Genomic DNA, 17,455 nt, shown 5'->3' with positions numbered 1-17,455 from the left:
GGCGTTCATGTTGGTGATCTCGGCACCGGCGGCCTGGTAGGCGGCATCGGTGACGCTGGCGGCAACGCCAGCCCCCGACTGCACCCGTACGGTGTGCCCTGAGGCCACCAGTTTCTTCACCGTTTCGGGTGTAACAGCCACGCGGGTTTCGCCAGCCAGTGTCTCGGCAGGCACGCCTATTGTCATTTTCATTCGCGAATCAGAAGTTGTGGCCCGACGAAGCTCAGGCCGGCAGAGACCGCAGTGGGATCGAAGGGGCGACGACCTATGACACCAAGGGTGTCAAAGCGCCGTCCATCGTCACGAGTGCACCCGTGACGTAGCTGGCTGCATCCGATGCGAGAAAGACGGCCGTATTCGCCACTTCTTCCGGCCGCGCATAGCGCCCGAGCGGAATTCGCGCTTCGTTCGCTTTCAATAGCTCCTCCGGGGCCTTGCCGGTCAAGCGCGATTCCGTCGCCAGCGACATCGTCACTCGATCCGTATAGGTAGCTCCGGGATTGATCGCATTGACCCGCACACCTTGCTTTCCCCATGCGTTGGCGAGGCCCGCCGACACCAGCATCAGCGCGGCATTTGCAGCACCGCCTGGAAGGTGCATCGCACTTGCCACTCGTCCACCGGTGCCGATGATGTTCACGATCGCGCCCGACTTGCGCACCACCATTGAGGGAATGACTGCGTCCATTGCATGGACGTAGGGAAAGTATTTGGCATTCATGGCTGCATGCCACGCATTCGAGTTGAGTTCGGCAGGAACGACTCGCTTGGCGGCTCCAGCAGAGTTGACGAGCACGTCGATCGGGCCCAGGCGCCTCTCGATCTCCTGCACCGCCTCGTGCGCGCTGTCGGGATTCGAAAGATCTGCCGACACAGCCACCACGTAAATCGAGTCTTTCGCCAACAGACGGACTGCTTCATCCAGATTGGATTGATCCCGCGAAACGATGGCGACCCGTGAACCCTCGAGGCCGAACGCCCTGGCGCAGGCGAGACCTATGCCTTTGCTTCCGCCGGTGACGAGGACCACTTTGTCTTTGAGATGTAGTTCCATGATTTTTAGGTTGAATTGATTGTCTTATTCCGCTTTGATATTCGCGTCTTTCACGATCTTTCCCCAGCGGGTCAGATCAGTTTTGATCACGCTGGCCATCTGATCAGGAGTGCTGGTATGAACTTCGATTCCCTGCTTGGCAAGTACCGCCTGGACATCGGGCATCGACAGTACTTTCGTGATCGCTGCGTTCGCCTGCTGGACAATGTCATTCGGCGTGTTTGCGGGCATCATGACGCCGGTCCAGATATCGACTGAAAATCCCGGCAAGGTCTCGCTCAGCGCGGGAACATTCGGCAGCGACGGGTAGCGGGCCAATCCTGTACCGCCAAGGAGGCGGAGCTTCCCGTTCTCCACGTACGGAAGCAGGGAATTCGATTGACTGATGAAGACCGGCGTCAACCCACTCATGACATCCAGCAGCGCAGCCTGGGCTCCCCTGTACGGAACATGAACCAGGTCCACCCCCGCCGTCTTCTTGAGAAGCTCGGCTGAGAGATTTTGCGGAGATCCCATGCCTCCAGAGGCATATGACAACTTGCCCGGATTCGCTTTCGAATAGTCCAGCAACTCCTGCACGGACTTGATCGGCAAAGATGGGTTCACGACCAGCAGGTTCTGAACCGATACAGCCAGCCCCACGGGCGTGAAGCTCTTCACGGGGTCATAGGGTTGCCGCTGCAGCAGCGGCGCAAATACCAGCACGCTGTTCGGAGCCATCAGCCACGTGTAGCCATCTGCAGGCGCGCGGGCCACGTACTGTGCACCGATCGCGCCCCCCGCTCCCGCGGTGTTCTCGACGAGGATCGGTTGCTTCCAGATTTCCTGCAGTTTTTGCGACAGGACGCGGGCAACCAGGTCCGGGCTGCCCCCCGGCGGAAAGGGCACGACGATCTTTATCGGCTTCGTCGGATATTCCGCATAGGCCGGCGCCACGACCAATGTGCATGCCGCGAGCAGCGCACTAACGAGGCATCGCCGTTTGACGCTGTTCATACCTTGCCCTCCCCTGCGTCGGACATGGCATTGCGCAGCACTTCCGGGTTGTGCACCGCGATGGGCGTGCCCTTGATGTACTCCAGGATCTGCCGGAACGAATTGCCGTAGGCCACCTCATGGTTGTCGCGCTCGACATAGCCCAGATGCGGCGTACAAACGGCGTTCGGCTGGGACAGCAGATCGCAGCCCGCGTCAACGAGAGGCTCGTTTTCGAAGACATCCACGGCAGCCAGGCCGGGGCACCCTTCGCGAAGCGCTGTCGCCAATGCGCCTGGCTCGATCAGTTCGGCTCGACTTGTATTTACCAGCAATGCCGATTGCTTCATCAGCCTCAGATCGTCGAGTTTGACGATAGCTCGAGTCTCGTCATTGAGCCGCACCGTCAGAACGACCACATCGGCCTCGCGAAAAAACTCTTCCCGGCTCGCCGCCGCTTTCCATCCGGCCTCCTTCGCCGCGGCAAGGCTGCCTTGACGCCCCCAGACCAGGACATCCATCTCGAAAGCCTGAGCGTACCGGGCCAACACCTTGCCGATGCGACCGAATCCATAGATCCCCAGCGTGCGGCCACGAAGGCCCGTTCCCAGCGTCGATTGCCACCGGCCCTGCTTGAGCGCCTGCACTTCCTGCGGAATCCTGCGCAATGCGGCAATGATCAAGCCCCATGTCAACTCCGCTGCAGCATAGGAGGGCTTGCTTGTCAGGCTCGAGGAGACCAGCACCCCGTGCCGCGAGCAGGCCCCCAGATCGACATGCGGAATATGCCCGTTCTGGCTGACAAGCTTTAGATGAGGCAGCCGCGAGATCAGCGCCTCGTTGATCGGCGTACGCTCACGCAACGGGACCAAAACTTCCGCATCCCCGATTTCAGCCACCAGTGCATCGGGGTCGGCGATATGGCGCGTGATCACCTTCACATCGTGATCTGCGATCAGCTGAAAGGCGTCAAGTGAACGCACGGCATTCGCATAGTCGTCGAGAACAGCAATTTTCATCGCACACCTCTCACGCGTTGGACGGAAGATCGGCTATGCCAACCCCGTCGTCGATGAGCTTGCACTTTCGCTCTTCAGCCGCATGCTTCCTGACCGCCAACTGCAGGATCTCCTCGGCACGCTCAATGGGAACGAAACACACCCCCGTTTCGTCGGCAAGAACGATGTCGCCTGGCGACACCCTGGTTCCGTCGATCTGGATGTCCCCGTTGATCTCCACGGTCTCGATGCGCCATTTGCCAGTGACGGGCGTGATCTCGGTCGCCCAGACGGGATAGTCCACACGCGTCGAGTGAGCGACATCTCGAATACCACCACTTACGATGGCCCCCGCCTCGCCTTGCCGCTTTCCCGTTTGCGCAGAGATTCCCCCCATGTTCGAGACGCCTGCAACCCCTTCGATAACGACCACGTCCCCGGGAAGCGCAAGGTTGTGCGCTTCGAATTCGGCCATCCGGTTGACCTTCGCCCGGGCTGCCTCGTAGGGATGCTGGCGCAGCGGAATGTTGCGAACGGTCAAGGCCGGCCCCACAAGCCGCGCACCCCGGATCGTGGGCACATAGCGGGAAGCTGGGAGCACGCCCGTGATGCCCAGTTCATCCATGATGTCCGAGACGATGCTGCTTGCATCGCCAAGCGCCTTGAAGCCCTCGATCAGCCCTTTCATCGGCCTCGGGACCTCGAGCATCCGGATGCGCTCCGGTGCAATTTTTCCTGTCAGTTTTCGTTCGCTCACGCTCTGTCTCCAAGGTTGCGAAGCCCAAAGCGCCAGCCGGAGGACGGCCATCTGCACCGGGCAAAATATAGTAGCAGCAGTTGCTACCATCGAAAGTCTAGGCACTAGTAGTGGCAGATGCAACTACTATTTTTTTCTGCAAGCGTTTAGACTGGCTTTCCAAGGTGCCCACCCCCCACTCCCCGCATGAAATCGACCTCGCCTTCGCCCTCCCCCTCGAACACCAGCACGACGCCGACGGACGAGTTGAAGCCGGTCCTCCAGAGGCTCGGCTTCACGGATCACGAAGCGCGGGCATACATCGCACTCACGGACTCCCCGGATCCTGTGACCGCATATGAAGTAGCCCAGCGCTCGGGCTTGCCTAGGGCCAACGCATATGGCGTGCTCGCCTCGTTGGCAGCAAAAGGTGCGATTCAGGAGGTCACGCGCGAACCGACGCGCTACGCCGCCGTCAACACGGACGAGTACTTTCGCCAGCGAGCGAATCAAACCTCGGATTTGTGCGACCAGGCATCACGGATGCTGAAGGAGCGCGCCCCGGCGCAGGAAGCGATTTACGTTTGGGCTTATCGAGGGAAAAAACCGGTCTCTGCAAAGCTGCACGAGATGATCGAATCCAGCACCGATCGCATTTGGCTCAAAGGCCCTCTTGACATTCTGATGGGCTACAGGGATGCACTCATCGCCGCCGCGCAGCGCAATGTCAAGGTCACCTTGATCGTGTTCGGCGATGACATCGCTCCGCTGGGACGCCACAAGAACCTGACGGTTTTCTTGCATGAAGGACGCGGTGCCAACCGTGGCGCGAGCAAGGTGGTGCTCACGGTCACCGCGGATGGAAGTTCTTTCATGATCGCGTCCTTCACAGATGATTTGCACGCCTCCTACGGACGAAACCCCTCCATCGTCTATGTCGTGGAAACCATGATCCTGCACGAGATCTATCTTGCGGAGATGTACGCCAGCATTGGCCCCACGCTCGATGATCTATTCGATGAGCACTTCGGCAAGCTGCGCTCCAAGTACCGCCCCTCTGACATGGGGAGCAACATGCTGTCCTCCATGAGGGGAAGCGAGACCGAGGCATTGCTTCCTTCCACCTCCAAAGCCGAACCGTCAACACGCATCCGCAAGAAGGCCAAAAGCCAGGCTTCTTGATTCAACTTCCCACGGAAACAAGCATGTTCGATCGCCTGTTCAGTCAGATCTTGTCCAAGGGCCAGCGTGAGCTGGATGCCCCTCCCCATTCGGCCCGCCGATTGGTCCTGGCAGCCGGCTGTCTGTGCGCATACTATCCAACGGTTCTTCTTGCCGGGGCGCCGATGGCGAAGAGTCGGGCGCCGGCATTCCATCGTTTCATGCTCGGCGACTTCGAGATCACTGCGCTGAGCGATGGGACCAACATGTTGCCGGCGAAGAAGCTCTTGCAAGGAGACCTCGAGCACATCGCCCAGGCTCTCAGCACGGCGAACCTCAGTGAAATGGTCGAGACGTCGCACAACTCCTATCTCGTCAATACGGGTCCGAAGCTCGTTCTGATCGATGCTGGCGCTGGATCCCTGCTGGGTCCCAATGTGGGCCAGCTCGTCGGCAACATCCTGGCTTCCGGCTACCGACCCGGGCAGATCGACGAGGTCTACTTGACTCATCTGCATGCAGATCACGTGGGGGGCCTGCTGACGAACGGGAAGCTGACGTTTCCGAACGCCATCGTCCGAGCCGACAAGCGCGACGTTGGATACTGGTTGAGCGAGGACAACATTCGAGCCGCTCCCGAGGCAGCGAAGCGTTTTTTCCAGAGCGCGGTTGCCTCCATCGCTCCATATCAGCGTGCCGGGAAATTGGTGACCTTCGATGGTGACACCGATCTCATCCCGGGCGTTCGTGCCAGGGCAGCGTACGGGCATACACCGGGGCACACGACATTCCTGGTCGAGAGCAAGGGCGAGAAACTCCTGCTTTGGGGAGATGTAGTCCATGTCGCAGCGGTCCAGTTTGGCGATCCATCCATCACCATTGGCTACGACGTCGAAGCCCAGGAAGCCAGGCAGGTCCATCAAACCCTGTTCGAGGATGCTTCGAATAAGCGCCTGCTGATCGGTGGCGCACACATTTCATTTCCAGGTCTCGGATATATCCGGCGGGTTGGAGCGGGTTCCTATGCCTACGATCCGATCCCGTATTCGCAAGGCCAGTCGCACTCGGCGTAACCGGCGTGGCGATAGCTCCATGGATGATGCGTCCGGCAAGTCCTTGGTTCTTCTCATGCTCCAGGGCATTGACCAGATCGACCGTGGAGTAGAACAGCAACTCGCTTGGCGTGCCGGGTGAGCCCGGCAATCCCCAGCGCCGTGGCCAGATGGGTCTTGCCAGTGCCTAGGCCACCGACCAACACCACGTTCTGCGCATCCTGCGCGAACGACAGGTCCACCAGTTTCTGGATCAATGCTCGGTCGATCTGCGAGACGGCGAAGTCGAACCCGGCCAGGTCGCGGTGCATGGGGAAGCGCGCCGACTTCATCGGTGGGCAATGGAGCGCATGGCCCGGTCAGCATCTTCGGCCTGCAGCAGGTGCTCCACCAGCTAGCATGATGCGGCCAGGATCGTATCGCCGCCTTGCTCCTTCAGGTCGGCTCAGGCCGTGGCGCTGCCGTTGAGCCGCAGCGCCTTCAGTTGGGCCTGTACATCGATGGAGTCTCACGCATGGCCGACCTCCTGTCCGTCCAGTTGATCCTGGTGAGCGGGGCGCAGCCGGTCGTAGCGCGCGGTGTCGGCCTTAGGCGCCTGGGTGAGTCGCAGGGACGTCTGCGCCTGGGCCACCTGCCAGGAATCGGGGCTGTTCTACAACTACTTCCGCAGCTACGACGCGAGGACGGGCCGGTACAGCCAGCCGGATCCGATCGGGCTGGATGGGGGATGGAATCAGTTTGGGTATGTCGACGCGAATCCGATGAGTTCAGTCGATCCACTCGGGCTCTGGGAAGTATCCGTCGAGTTTTATCGCGGCACCGGTGGAGGGATCTCCTTCGGTCGCGATTCCAATACAGGCCAAGGTTTCCTGAGCTGCAAATGGGGGATCGGCTTGGGGGGCGGGATTTCATATGACCCGCTCGCCGGACGCCCGGGCGGGGCGAAGGCCGTTCCCGGCTCAGGCGGTGCAACACTGGGGATATCGGCCACGGTTGGCGGCACCTTGGGCGTCGCGGGGGCAGGCATTAGCGGACAGGCCGATGGCAGCCGTGGATATGATTTGGGTACTGGATCGCAGTACAACGACCCCAGTTTGAAAGGCAACATCGGATACGAACCAGGTGGGTGAACAGGAGCGTAGATCGGGGGCTCCATCGGACTTCAAGGCCCCGTTTATCAATCGAGTAGGCGCAGATGAATAGACGGTTGAAATGGCCAATCCTCGCAACAGTAGTGCTGGGCATCGGTGGCGTTGCATTCGCTTGGTATACAGCGGCGACGTCGCGTGAAGCTGAGCTGGCGCGGGAATACCTGATGACGGCGCCCCCCATGCATACGAAGTACAGGTCGATCGATGGATTGATGCTCACCGGTTTCCGAATGGCGAACTCAAAGTCGTATTTCACCTACTGGGCCAACACCGGTAACGGGCGTAAGTTCATCAAGGTGATGGTCGACACGAATGCAGAGCCGTGGACGGTAGCGGAGTTACCTTGAGAGGAATGTCCCGAAGACGGTGAAGACTCATTGCATTCAGCATGTGTGGCAGTGATTGGGAGACTTCTCTATTTCGAATTTTCTCCATAGCAAGCAGGCGAGTGAGGCCTGCTCTGCTCAGCGCAAGTGCCCGCCTCTCGCGAATCGAGGACAGGCGGACTGCCAGTGGTCCTGACTGGGATTGCGAACATGGGACACGCGGTCTACAAGAATTTCAGAAAAAACCGATTAGGCGCGCGGAGATGAAGCCCAAGCGCTCGATAGTGTTTTTCTTGATTGCCCTGAGCCTGTTGTCCCTGGCTGCAGGGTGGTATGGCTGGGAGCGAGGCAAGCAACCGCGGCAAACGGCGGAAGAGGCCTGCAGAACGCGGTGCTATCCACTGCCCTGGCAAATCGAGGGCGAGAAACGAATACCGAATGCGCCTGAAGGGTGGCGCAACTATCCGACGCATCCTAGATGCGGGTGCGGGTAGCAAAAGAAGGCTTGATTTTTGGCCCGGGATCGATCCGACGTCCTGAACACTGCATGCAGACCGCGTGCGAAAACTGATTGCCGACCGCAAGGCGTACAGGACGGTCTCCGCTTTATCTCCTCGTTGGGCGTGCGGGTCAAGTGGTGAGAGTTCGAGGGCTCCGCGGACTGCAGCAACTGCGATTGGTCAAAGATCAAGGGCATTCGAATCCAGCCTCAAAAAAAGAATGGAAAGGTCAAGCACGCAGGCGATCGAGTGATCGCCTGCGTTGACTCCTCAGCTCCGCATCCCTCAGCCTCTGCAATCTAGGCCTCTTGGGCAGCTCCATACCGCCTGCGCTCCGGGTCCTGGGCTGCAGTCAGGTGCGGAAAAAGGACCCGATCAAGGTCGCGCTGAAGGATTTCAAGCGGACGCCGACGCCGGTCCACCGAGTCGTCGAAGTGGACACCCCTGAGTGGGTGCAGGCCCGTGCGGCCGAACCCGAGGATCTACCGTTTTGAGGGCGCATGGTAGATCCTGACATTCCGCTCGAGGACGAGTTACTGCTGATGGCCCGCAGGGCAGGCGAACTCGGGCCGGCAGAGCCCATGCGCCCCACGCTGCGCGACTTCGCCGACTACGTGGCCGGCCGCTGCGCGCGTATCGGTGACCTCTACGGCGACTACGACCGCAACGCGGGCGACCACATCCGCGCGGTGATGCATCAGATGCCCGGACTGATGCCCAAGCGGCCTCCGTCGAGCGAGGCCACATGCGAGTGAAGATGCGCCGCAGATACCGCGGTGGAACCAGGTTGAGCAAGCGTGAGTTCGTCGACCAAGTGTGGGTCTGTGGAATGCTGATCCTCCGCACCGTAGAAGATCGGCTGCAGCTCGGACTGTGGGAATCCATCCCTGGCTACGCAACAGGTCAGCTGGGCATTTTGTGGCGCCCAGAGATCGCTGCTTGCGCGTACGACACCATCAGCTTTGCCGGAACAGAGCAAGACGGCGGGCGCTGGTTCTATCAGGTCTGGTACTGCGAAACGCACAACTTGCCGGACTCCCTCTCTTTGGAACTGCTACAGAACGCACTGGCGATGAACCATGACCCAAGCTGATCTTTTCTTCCCTCGAACCTCCCAGCAGGAGCACGTCGACATCGCGCCGCAAGCCGCACCGACGGACGACGCGCCCTTCAACTTTGAAGATGTAGCGCCTGAGCCTCGAGCCACCTATACCGTGCGTCTGGCCGACTATCCCCACCCGGCGGCCGATGCGATGAAGGTCTCGGAACAGCGCTTCCGGCGCGAGTTGGACCGTCAACTCGGCGCCGATGTGGTGCCGGCGCTGCGCGCATTCCAGAACGCGAGCGAGTCGGGTGAGAGCGACCTCACGAAGCCCGAGATCGCGTTGGCCGTGCGCTGGGCCAAGGCCTACGATGCCGCGCGCACCGCAGGCTTTCGTGACCTTGGCGACGCCGACGAGGCGTACTTCGAGATGCGGGCGATCTGACTTCGTGCGCACGGGAAGCTTGGCAAGGCAAGGGAGTTTTCAATAGCAGATCGGGTGCGTCATGGCTGACCACGAGGTCGCCCTGCCCGCTCAGTACGTACAACCGGGGATGTGGAAGCAGGCCGTTTATAGCGCCGCGGTCAGCCTCCGAAATGCGCTGAAATGCCGTATGGCCAGCTGCTGCTGGCCGACATCGGCGTAAAGCAGCGCCGCATTCCGATGCGCATCGAGAAGGTCCGGTTGCAGCCGCAGCGCTTCTTCATAGCTGGCCAGCGCGGCGTTCGCGTCGCCCGTGCCTTCCAAGGCCACCGCGTGGTTGAAGTGCATCAACGGATCGTCGGGGCAGAAACGCAATCCATCCTGGTACAGCGCCGCAGCGGCTTCGGGACGGCCGGATTCACACAGCATGAACCCGAGATTCAGATAGGCATGGGCGTAGGAAGGATCGTCAGCCAGGATTCGGCGATACAGCGCCTCGGCCGTCTGCGGCTTCGTCTCTTCCAAAGACTCGGCGCGGGAAAAACGCGCATCGAGGTCCGAGGGATCTGGCGCCGCTTCGAGTCGCGGGGCGAACAGGGTCACCGACTCTGCGCCCGATTCAATCTGGAGGTCGAGAACGAACTGGCCGGTGAGCGGCTCCCAATGCGCATCCCCATAGCGAACCGTCACCCGATCGCCTTGGGCTGTGATCCGCATGCCCAGCGGCGGCCGGTCCTCGGGCAGCGATGCCTTGAGCTGGCGCAACGCCTTGAGAATCTGCCGCGTTGGAATGCGCGCAGCGCGCAGCTCGTACGCGGAGCGAAGGAGGACCACGTCCTGGAACGAGAACTTCCACGCCTTGCCATCCTCCTTCACCGGCACCACGAACCCCAATTCGATGAGCTTGAGAACCGCGTGGCGGGACAGACCCAGCATTCGCAGCACGCCTCGCAACGACCGCGGGGAATTGCCCTGCATGCTCACTTCTTTGCTCTCGCGCGCGGTGCTGGCGCGGCAGGCTGGACAACGGGTTTCGGTGCGCGCTTCGCCTTGGCGGCAGGCGTGCGAATCGGCGTGATGATGGAGCCAGGTTTCGGCGGCGCTGCGCGTGGCTTCGGCGCGCCAGTGGATCGCTTTTGCAAGCTGGCCATGAGCATCTGGGTCAGGTCGATAACTTGGCCGGAGGAGACGCTGTCCTCGGGATGCTCCGCCGCCACGATTTCCTCACCGGCGATCTTCGCGTCGATCGCGGCCAGGATGCGTTTCTTTTCCTCGTCCTCGAACATCGTCGGGTCGTAGCTGTCCTGGGAAATCTGCGCGATCAGTTGCAGCGCCAGTTTCAGTTCCGCGGCCGAGGGCTCCAGCTTTTCGATATCGAGATCCTTGAGGGAACGCACCTCTTCCGCATACAGCAACTGTTGCAGGATGAGTCCGTCCTCCTGGGCGCGCACCTGGACCACGTATTGCTTCGATTTCCAGGCCCACTTCGCCAAGGCGCAGCGGCCGCTCGCGAGCATGGCCTTCTTGAGCAGGTTGTACGGTTTCGCGCCACGTTTGTCGGGCGCCAGGAGGTACGGCTTGTCGTAGTAGATCGGATCGACCGCGTCGGCCGGGATGAAGGCGACGATGTCGATCAGATGGCTGGCGCCCTCCTCCAGCGCCTTGAGTTCTTCCGGCTGGAAGATCACGAACCGGTCCGTCTCGAACTCATAGCCCTTGACCATTTCCGCGCGCGGGATGACCTGCTTCGGATTCGACGCGGAGACGTACTGTTGCTTGACCCGCTCCCCGTCCTTGGACAGCAGGTTGAAGTGGATCGTGGCCGAGCTTTCGGTCGCCGTGTAAAGGCGCACGGGGATCGACACCAAGCCAAAACCCAGCGAGAGGGAGGCGATCGAACGAGCGGTGGCCATGGCTGCTACTCCTGTTGCGACAGAGGCTCAACATGCCATTTTTTTCGGCTGCAGAAAAGAGGTCAAAAGGCCAAAATGGACCCGGCTGCACGAACGCGATCGTGAACAACTAAGAGGAGCTGCCACAGCCATGCCAATGGACTATTTGAGGAAGATCGAGAAGGCCGATTTCCCCCTCCGGGTCGAGGAGGCCAATGACATCAACAACGTTGTGGTGTTGAAGGCCGCCGGTTTCGTCGAGGCCGAAATGGAGAACGTGCCATCGAGCGATCCGGCAGAGCGCTTCGAAGTGGCCGTCGTGCGACGGATCACGCCGTTGGGACGGGCCGCGCTGGAACGCCTGAACCGCGACGCCTCCCCTACGGGCCATTGAGCTGCGTCAGGAAGTCGAGCAGGCTGTCGATCTCCGTCGACTTGTCGAAGACGGCGTCCGCGCCGTATTGCAGGGCTTTGCGGCGGATTTCCTCCGTTGCATAGTTGGAAAAGATCACGACGCGCTGGTTCGGCGCGCGTGCTCGGCACCGGTCCACGACATTCAGGCCGGAGCCCTCACGCAAGAACAGATCCACGACGGCCACATCCCAGTGCCGGTCATGGGAGTCCAGCCAGGCCATGGCGTCTTCCTCCGTCTCGGCGATCCCTTCCACCCGCGCGGCCGCCAGGCTTTCGAGGGTCGGAATGAGGTTGTCGCGGATGACCTTGTTGTCTTCCACGAGAAAGACGGTGACTGGCATGGTGAGGCGGTTCCGTGAACCCGTTGGGTCCGTGCGCTCTACAGGCTAGGTAACCTCCCTGGCAGCATTTGTAGGAACTCGCACGACGGTTGGGTATTCCGGAGCATCGTGACCGTCGATTCCGGACGAACGTGACCGAGGATTCCGCGCGAACGTGACCGGTGATTCCGGGCTCAACGTGACCGATTTCTGGATGGTCCGGAATCGCCGGTCACGATGGCGGAATCAATGGTCACGGCAGCGGAACGCTGCCGTATGTCAGCGTGTTGGTGTTGCGCATTTCATCCACCCCATGCGGGTAGCCTGCCCGGCTTTTGCCGGAGACAGGCTTGCCCGCACCAAGGATCAACATGCGCAAGATCAGAGACGTCCTTCGTCTCAAACTCGAAGCCCGCCCCTCCCATGAACGGATCGCGGCTTCACTCGGCATCTCCAAGGGCGTCGTGGCCAAGTACGTCAGCTTGGCGAGCGTCGCGGGCCTGGACTGGCCCACCATTCAAACGCTCAGCGACACGGCGCTGGAGCGTCGTGTCGTGCAAGGCCGGCTGGACCGTCCCTCGCACTACGTGCTGCCCGACTACGGCCGCGTGCACCAGGAGCTCAGGCGCAAGGGCATGACCCTCATGCTGCTGTGGGAGGAGCACGTCACGGCCCACCCCGGGCAGCCGACCTACCGCTACAGCCAGTTCTGCGAGCGGTATCGGCGCTATGCACTGCGCCTGAAGCGCTCGATGCGCCAGATCCACCGCGCCGGCGAGAAGCTCTTCGTCGACTACGCCGGCCCCACGGTCGAGCTCGTCGACGGGAGCCGCGCACATGTCTTCGTGGCCGCGCTCGGCGCCTCCAGCTACACCTTCGCCTGTGCCACGCCGCGCGAGACCATGGCCGACTGGCTCGAGGGCTGCGCGCGTGCGCTGAGCTTCTTCGGTGGCGTGCCGCAGCTCATCGTGCCGGACAATCCGCGCGCGATGATCGCGAACCCCAACCGCTATGAGCCTCGGGCCAACGACACGGTGGAGGACTTCGCACGGCACTACGGCACCTCGGTGCTGCCGGCAAGGCCGCGTCATCCGCAGGATAAGGCGAAGGTCGAATCGGCCGTGCAGGTCGTGGAACGTTGGATCCTGATGCGCCTGCGCCACCAACGCTTTGCGGGCGTGGACGATGTCAACGAGGCGATCGAGCCGTTGCTGGTCAGGCTCAACGGCAAGCCATTCCAGAAGCTGCCCGGCAGCCGCGCGAGCGCCTTCGCCGACCTGGATGCGCCCGCACTGCAGGCGCTGCCGCTGCAGCCCTGGGAGTGGGCGGCCTTCAAGAGCGTGCGGGTGCACGTCGACCATCATGTGGAGATCGAGGGTCACCGCTACAGCGTGCCCCAGAACCTCGTGGGCCTGTTGCTGGAGGCGCGCGTCACGGCTCACGCGGTCGAACTGCTGCACCGCGGACAGCGTGTGGCCGCGCATCAGCGCAGCGCACACAAGGGTGGCTTCACGACCGTCGTCGCCCACCTGCCGGCGGCGCACCGCGCGCATCTCGAGTGGACGCCCGAGCGCCTGGTCCATTGGGGCCAGAGCATCGGCGTGGCCACGGGCCGCCTGGTGACACGTCTGATCGAGGAGCGTCGCCATCCCGAGCACGGCTACCGGGCATGTCTTGGGCTGCTATCGCTGGCGCGTCGCTACGGCAAGGAGCGCCTGGAGGCGGCCAGCCTGATCGCGCTGGAACTGGGCACGGCGAAGTACGTGCATGTGAAGGCCATCCTGGTCAACGAGCGCGACAAGGCGGTCGCGAGCACGGCACCGAGTTGGACCAGTCCGCCTCACGAGCATGTGCGTGGCCCGGCGTATTACCAGTGACCACCGGACTGCATCCGGCACTCGAACCAAAGGAATTCCAATGATGATGAACACGACCCTGGATCAACTGCGCAGTCTGAAGTTGCTGGGCATGGCGGCGGGACTGCAAGACCAGCTCACCAGCGCCGGCATGACGGCCATGAGCTTCGAGGAACGCACGGCCTTGCTGGTGGAGCGCGAAGTGCACTGGCGCGGGGACAAGCGACGCGAGCGGCTCTTGAAGGAGGCGCGCCTGAAGTATCCGCAGGCGGCCATCGAGGACATGGATGCTCGTGCCGGTCGCGGCATTGATCGCAAGGCCTTGATGAGCCTGGCGCTGAGCGACTGGATCGATTCGGGCCACAGCGTGCTGATCACGGGACCGACGGGTGCGGGCAAGTCGTGGCTTGCATGCGCGCTGGCGCAGTATGCGTGCCGGCGCGGTCGTTCCGCCTACTACCAGCGCATGCCGCGGCTGGGCGAGGAACTGCGCATTCGCCACGGCAACGGGACCTTCGGCAAATGGCTGATCCAACTGGCCAAGACCGACGTGCTGCTGCTCGACGACTGGGGCATGGCCGCGCTCGACGTTCAAGCCCGCAGCGATCTGCTAGAGATCATCGACGACCGGGCGGCCAGCAAGGCCACCATCATCACCAGTCAACTGCCGATCGAGCACTGGCATGCATGGGTCGGAGACGCCACCATTGCCGACGCAATCCTCGATCGCCTGATGCAGCAGAACCACCGACTCACCCTCACGGGTGAATCATTGCGGCAGACCGCAAAAACGCCCCAAAAGGAGAAGAACAAAGACCCATCGTGACCGCCACTTCTACAATCTGAACGCGCAACTCAGCACGCATGACGATCGGTCACGATAGAGCGGAATCGACGGTCACGTTCGCCGGAATACGCAACGGTCGGGTGAGACAGGCGGCATCGGCGACAAATGGCCCGGTCGTTCCTGAATCCGGAGGACTCCGTCACGCCCGTCTTTGGTAGCCCGGGCGCTTCATGGGCTCGGCCAGTGCCTGGCGCCTTTTCCAGTAGCCCGCCCAGGGATCCACGGTCTGGAAAGACAGGTGCTCCCGTGCCGTCCGGACATTCCACTGCGATCCGCTCTTGAGCGCGCCCAGGTCGTCCCAGGCGATCGGGATCGAAACGCCCATTCCCGGTCTCGCGCGCGCGGAGAAAGCGGTGGCCGTCGTCGCACCATGGCCGTTGCGCAAATAGTCCACGAACAGTTTCCCGATCCGGTTGCTTGGCCCGCTCTTGGCCACGAAGCGCGAAGGAATCGTCTTGGTCAGGTGCTGCACGATCGCCTGTGAAAACCCCTTGACGGTGTCGTAGTCGTACCGCGGCGCCAGCGGGACCACGACGTGCAGGCCCTTGCCCCCGCTGGTCTTCAGCCACGCCTCCAGGCCGAGGGCTTCGAGCATCGCGCGCACCAGCATGGCCGCTTCCTGGACGTGTTCCCAGCGCGTGCCTTCGCCGGGATCGAGATCGAAGACCATCCGGTCGGGCTTGTCGATGGCCCTGGCCGAGGAATTCCAGGTGTGGAACTCGATCACGTTCATTTGCGCCGCACCGACGAGGGCCTTCGCGTTGCCGATCTCGAGCAAGGGGGCGTGGCCCGGCCACAGGCCGGCCGGCAATTCGATGATGCCCGGGATGCCGATCTTCTCGCCATGCTTCTGGAAGAACAGCTCGCCGGTCACGCCCGTGGGGCCGCGCACCAGGGAGCAGGGGCGCCCTTTCAAGTGCGGCAGGATGAACGCCGCGACGGACTCGTAGTAGCGCACCAGGTCCAGCTTGGTGACGCCCGTGCTCGCGTCGATGACGCGTTCGCCATGGCTGACCTTGATCGACGCGCCCGATCCGGATGCGCCGGCCTTCTTGTCGTTCGCCGAGGCTGCGGGCGCGCCGATCGCCTTGGGCCGCTCGCGCACGATGACTCGCGCTGGCTTGTCGTCGCGCAGTCCGATGAAGGAGGCATGGCGTATCTGGTCATCCGGTGTCCATTCCGCGAAGCTCACCTCCGCCAGCAGCTGCGGCTTGACCCACCGCTCGGTGCCCACCTTGCGCTTGGACCACCGGCCGGGCTTCGAATCGCCTTTCTCGAAGGGCGAACTGGCGGCGGCGAGCGGCAACAGCTTCTGTTTGATGTCGCGGGCTTCCTCGGCGCTCCAGCCCGTGCCGACGCTGCCCACCGACACAAGCTTCCCGGCCGCGTCGTGAATGCCCAGGAGCAGGCTGCCGATCTGATCGGTCTCGTCGGTGCGGTCGATGTACCCGCCGATCACGAACTCCTGGCGCAACTTGCATTTGAGCTTCAGCCAGGTTTCGCTGCGCCTGGAGACGTAGGGTGCGTCGGCGCGCTTCGCGATCACGCCCTCCATCTGCATGCGGCATGCGGACCGGAGGAGCGACGTCGGGTCGGCTTCGAAATCGTCGCTGAACCGCACATGCGCCGTGGCCTTGGCTGCCAAGAAATCCCGGAGCAACTTCCGGCGGTCCCGCAGTGGCACCTGCCTCAGGTCGTGGCCCTCGAAGAAGGGGGCGTCGAACACGAAGAAGACGATGCGGTCGGTGTCCCGGCCGCGGTCGAAGGCGTTTTGCAATGCGTTGAAGTCCGGCGCGCCGGAGGTGCCCAGCACGACGATCTCGCCGTCGAGAAACGAAGCGCGAAGGCCGAGCGTGGCAAGTTCGGACACCAGCGATGGCATCTTCGCGGCCCAGTCGTGCCCGCCACGGGTGATCAACGCGATCTTGCCCTTGTCGAGCCTCGCCATCAGGCGATAGCCGTCGAACTTGATTTCGTAGAGCCACTCGCCGACGGAGGGGACGCCGGCGGCCAAGGTGGCGAGCTGCGGCTTGATCTCTGCGGGAAGGGCCGTCTTGCGTCCGGCCGCAGGTGACCTGGAGGTTGCCCCGGGCGCCTTGGGCGCCGTCGGGGTGGGGGCGCGGCCGCGGGCCTTCTTGAGTGGCTTCGCGATCACGCTGTCGGGCAATGCCGTCACCACGTCGTAGTCGGCGTGCGCGCGCGCGTGTTCGTCCTTCTTCTTGAACAGGATCCACGGCTCCTGCCGCTCGCCGCCCTTGGCGATCTTCACCAACTCCCACAGGCCCTCGAGCTTCTGGCCATGCAGGCGGAACACCAGCTTGCCGGCGGCCAGCCCCGCCCGCGGATCTCCGACCGGCTCCCAGGTGCCGTTGTCCCAGACGATCACCGTGCCGGCGCCGTACTGCTTCGGCGGGATCGTGCCCTCGAAGGAGGAGTAGGAAATCGGATGGTCCTCCACATGGATGGCCATGCGCTTTTCCTTCGGGTCGAAGCTGGGCCCCTTGGGCACCGCCCACGACACCATCACCCCGTCGAGTTCGAGCCGGAAGTCGTAGTGCAAGCGTGTGGCCGCGTGCTTCTGCACGACGAAGGTCAGCGCGTGCGGGCTCGGCCGGCCTCCTTCGGCCGGCTCCGATGTCACGGCAAAGTTCCGTTTGGACTTGTAGGTCGAGAGTGCTCCGGCTTTGGCCATCGGGTCCTCTCTTCC

At 62.4% G+C, this 17,455-nt stretch carries 19 protein-coding genes and 2 pseudogenes; 10 read left to right on the top strand and 11 right to left on the bottom strand.

Going from position 1 to position 17,455, the window contains the following annotated elements; genetic code table 11:
- The 5 genes and pseudogenes from ASD05_RS10585 to ASD05_RS10565 form a co-directional block, all read right to left on the bottom strand.
- Nucleotides 1–186, bottom strand: a pseudogene (locus tag ASD05_RS10585) (NAD(P)(+) transhydrogenase (Re/Si-specific) subunit alpha); the annotation flags it as partial.
- Between the two features lie 79 nt (nt 187–265).
- Nucleotides 266–1,054, bottom strand: coding sequence for an SDR family NAD(P)-dependent oxidoreductase (locus tag ASD05_RS10580; RefSeq protein WP_056591523.1), 789 nt, complete (start codon nt 1,052–1,054; stop codon nt 266–268).
- A 24-nt stretch (nt 1,055–1,078) separates the two neighbouring features.
- The gene (locus ASD05_RS10575; protein WP_082572029.1) at nt 1,079–2,050 is read right to left on the bottom strand and encodes a Bug family tripartite tricarboxylate transporter substrate binding protein; all 972 of its coding nucleotides are present in this window, start codon (nt 2,048–2,050) and stop codon (nt 1,079–1,081) included.
- On the bottom strand, nt 2,047–3,048 hold the full coding sequence (locus ASD05_RS10570) for a D-2-hydroxyacid dehydrogenase family protein (RefSeq protein ID WP_056591517.1): 1,002 nt from the start codon (nt 3,046–3,048) through the stop codon (nt 2,047–2,049). Before ASD05_RS10570 ends, ASD05_RS10575 begins: the two co-directional genes overlap by 4 nt.
- 10 nt (nt 3,049–3,058) lie before the next feature.
- Complete coding sequence (locus ASD05_RS10565; protein ID WP_056591547.1) at nt 3,059–3,784, bottom strand: RraA family protein; 726 nt, start codon at nt 3,782–3,784, stop codon at nt 3,059–3,061.
- 186 nt (nt 3,785–3,970) lie between these two features.
- On the opposite strand from ASD05_RS10565, the gene ASD05_RS10560 reads away from it, so the two are divergent.
- Both ASD05_RS10560 and ASD05_RS10555 read left to right on the top strand, forming a co-directional pair.
- Nucleotides 3,971–4,945 carry a TrmB family transcriptional regulator gene (locus ASD05_RS10560; protein ID WP_056591515.1) on the top strand — a complete coding sequence of 325 codons (975 nt, stop codon included), beginning with the start codon at nt 3,971–3,973 and terminating at the stop codon, nt 4,943–4,945.
- 23 nt (nt 4,946–4,968) lie between these two features.
- The gene (locus ASD05_RS10555) at nt 4,969–5,997 is read left to right on the top strand and encodes an MBL fold metallo-hydrolase (protein WP_082572028.1); all 1,029 of its coding nucleotides are present in this window, start codon (nt 4,969–4,971) and stop codon (nt 5,995–5,997) included.
- A 25-nt stretch (nt 5,998–6,022) separates the two neighbouring features.
- On the opposite strand, the pseudogene ASD05_RS10550 reads toward ASD05_RS10555, so the two are convergent.
- Nucleotides 6,023–6,478 (bottom strand): annotated as a pseudogene (locus ASD05_RS10550) (ATP-binding protein); the annotation flags it as partial.
- Nucleotides 6,479–6,575: 97 nt separating this feature from the next.
- On the opposite strand from ASD05_RS10550, the gene ASD05_RS30445 reads away from it, so the two are divergent.
- The 5 genes from ASD05_RS30445 (at nt 6,576) to ASD05_RS10525 (ending at nt 9,440) form a co-directional block, all read left to right on the top strand.
- A complete protein-coding gene (locus tag ASD05_RS30445; RefSeq protein ID WP_235507937.1) occupies nt 6,576–7,106 on the top strand; it encodes an RHS repeat-associated core domain-containing protein in 531 nt (176 codons plus the stop codon).
- A 65-nt stretch (nt 7,107–7,171) separates the two neighbouring features.
- On the top strand, nt 7,172–7,474 hold the full coding sequence (locus ASD05_RS10545) for a hypothetical protein (RefSeq protein ID WP_235507935.1): 303 nt from the start codon (nt 7,172–7,174) through the stop codon (nt 7,472–7,474).
- Nucleotides 7,475–8,453: 979 nt separating this feature from the next.
- Nucleotides 8,454–8,708, top strand: a complete 255-nt coding sequence (locus ASD05_RS10535; RefSeq protein WP_056591499.1) for a hypothetical protein — start codon at nt 8,454–8,456, stop codon at nt 8,706–8,708.
- 32 nt (nt 8,709–8,740) lie between these two features.
- On the top strand, nt 8,741–9,046 hold the full coding sequence (locus ASD05_RS10530; protein ID WP_235507934.1) for a hypothetical protein: 306 nt from the start codon (nt 8,741–8,743) through the stop codon (nt 9,044–9,046).
- Nucleotides 9,033–9,440, top strand: a complete 408-nt coding sequence (locus tag ASD05_RS10525) for a hypothetical protein (RefSeq protein WP_056591494.1) — start codon at nt 9,033–9,035, stop codon at nt 9,438–9,440. Before ASD05_RS10530 ends, ASD05_RS10525 begins: the two co-directional genes overlap by 14 nt.
- A gap of 126 nt (nt 9,441–9,566) precedes the next feature.
- Here the strand turns inward: ASD05_RS10525 and ASD05_RS10520 are convergent, their stop codons facing one another.
- Both ASD05_RS10520 and ASD05_RS10515 read right to left on the bottom strand, forming a co-directional pair.
- Entirely contained in the window at nt 9,567–10,397 is an 831-nt protein-coding gene (locus ASD05_RS10520; RefSeq protein WP_082572026.1) for a tetratricopeptide repeat protein, read from the bottom strand.
- Between the two features lie 2 nt (nt 10,398–10,399).
- Entirely contained in the window at nt 10,400–11,332 is a 933-nt protein-coding gene (locus ASD05_RS10515) for a Ku protein (RefSeq protein ID WP_056591488.1), read from the bottom strand.
- Here ASD05_RS10515 and ASD05_RS30675 point away from each other — a divergent pair.
- Nucleotides 11,331–11,705, top strand: coding sequence for a hypothetical protein (locus tag ASD05_RS30675; RefSeq protein WP_235507933.1), 375 nt, complete (start codon nt 11,331–11,333; stop codon nt 11,703–11,705). The genes ASD05_RS10515 and ASD05_RS30675 overlap by 2 nt on opposite strands.
- Here the strand turns inward: ASD05_RS30675 and ASD05_RS10505 are convergent.
- Together ASD05_RS10505 and ASD05_RS30920 are read right to left on the bottom strand one after the other, a co-directional pair.
- Complete coding sequence (locus ASD05_RS10505) at nt 11,692–12,066, bottom strand: response regulator (RefSeq protein ID WP_056591482.1); 375 nt, start codon at nt 12,064–12,066, stop codon at nt 11,692–11,694. The two genes, ASD05_RS30675 and ASD05_RS10505, sit on opposite strands and share 14 nt — an antisense overlap.
- A gap of 232 nt (nt 12,067–12,298) precedes the next feature.
- Nucleotides 12,299–12,424 carry a hypothetical protein gene (locus ASD05_RS30920; protein WP_268810531.1) on the bottom strand — a complete coding sequence of 42 codons (126 nt, stop codon included), beginning with the start codon at nt 12,422–12,424 and terminating at the stop codon, nt 12,299–12,301.
- Between ASD05_RS30920 and istA the strand changes: the two genes are divergently transcribed.
- Both istA and istB read left to right on the top strand, forming a co-directional pair.
- The gene (istA, locus tag ASD05_RS10500) at nt 12,396–13,922 is read left to right on the top strand and encodes an IS21 family transposase (protein ID WP_056591479.1); all 1,527 of its coding nucleotides are present in this window, start codon (nt 12,396–12,398) and stop codon (nt 13,920–13,922) included. The genes ASD05_RS30920 and istA overlap by 29 nt on opposite strands.
- Nucleotides 13,923–13,962: 40 nt before the next feature.
- The gene (gene istB, locus ASD05_RS10495; protein WP_056591476.1) at nt 13,963–14,727 is read left to right on the top strand and encodes an IS21-like element helper ATPase IstB; all 765 of its coding nucleotides are present in this window, start codon (nt 13,963–13,965) and stop codon (nt 14,725–14,727) included.
- A 160-nt stretch (nt 14,728–14,887) separates the two neighbouring features.
- Here istB and ligD read toward each other — a convergent pair whose 3' ends face one another.
- Nucleotides 14,888–17,440 carry a DNA ligase D gene (gene ligD / locus ASD05_RS10490; RefSeq protein ID WP_056591473.1) on the bottom strand — a complete coding sequence of 851 codons (2,553 nt, stop codon included), beginning with the start codon at nt 17,438–17,440 and terminating at the stop codon, nt 14,888–14,890.
- Nucleotides 17,441–17,455: the final 15 nt, after the last annotated feature.

It is taken from the genome of Variovorax sp. Root434 (assembly GCF_001426595.1).
In the GTDB taxonomy this organism is placed as follows: Bacteria; Pseudomonadota; Gammaproteobacteria; order Burkholderiales; family Burkholderiaceae_C; genus Variovorax.
The sequence above is the reverse complement of the archived record's forward strand: the minus strand, read 5'-3'. Positions and strand labels throughout refer to the sequence as shown.

Coding starts and splice junctions, on each gene's coding strand:
- ASD05_RS10555 (WP_082572028.1), top strand. CDS start 4,969: ATGTTCGATCGCCTGTTCAGTCAGATCTTGTCCAAGGGCCAGCGTGAG.
- ASD05_RS30675 (WP_235507933.1), top strand. CDS start 11,331: ATGGCTGCTACTCCTGTTGCGACAGAGGCTCAACATGCCATTTTTTTC.
- ASD05_RS10520 (WP_082572026.1), bottom strand. CDS start 10,397: ATGCAGGGCAATTCCCCGCGGTCGTTGCGAGGCGTGCTGCGAATGCTG.
- ligD (WP_056591473.1), bottom strand. CDS start 17,440: ATGGCCAAAGCCGGAGCACTCTCGACCTACAAGTCCAAACGGAACTTT.
- ASD05_RS10575 (WP_082572029.1), bottom strand. CDS start 2,050: ATGAACAGCGTCAAACGGCGATGCCTCGTTAGTGCGCTGCTCGCGGCA.
- ASD05_RS10560 (WP_056591515.1), top strand. CDS start 3,971: ATGAAATCGACCTCGCCTTCGCCCTCCCCCTCGAACACCAGCACGACG.
- ASD05_RS10525 (WP_056591494.1), top strand. CDS start 9,033: ATGACCCAAGCTGATCTTTTCTTCCCTCGAACCTCCCAGCAGGAGCAC.
- ASD05_RS10515 (WP_056591488.1), bottom strand. CDS start 11,332: ATGGCCACCGCTCGTTCGATCGCCTCCCTCTCGCTGGGTTTTGGCTTG.
- istB (WP_056591476.1), top strand. CDS start 13,963: ATGATGATGAACACGACCCTGGATCAACTGCGCAGTCTGAAGTTGCTG.
- ASD05_RS10580 (WP_056591523.1), bottom strand. CDS start 1,054: ATGGAACTACATCTCAAAGACAAAGTGGTCCTCGTCACCGGCGGAAGC.
- ASD05_RS10535 (WP_056591499.1), top strand. CDS start 8,454: ATGGTAGATCCTGACATTCCGCTCGAGGACGAGTTACTGCTGATGGCC.
- ASD05_RS10570 (WP_056591517.1), bottom strand. CDS start 3,048: ATGAAAATTGCTGTTCTCGACGACTATGCGAATGCCGTGCGTTCACTT.
- ASD05_RS10505 (WP_056591482.1), bottom strand. CDS start 12,066: ATGCCAGTCACCGTCTTTCTCGTGGAAGACAACAAGGTCATCCGCGAC.
- ASD05_RS10545 (WP_235507935.1), top strand. CDS start 7,172: ATGAATAGACGGTTGAAATGGCCAATCCTCGCAACAGTAGTGCTGGGC.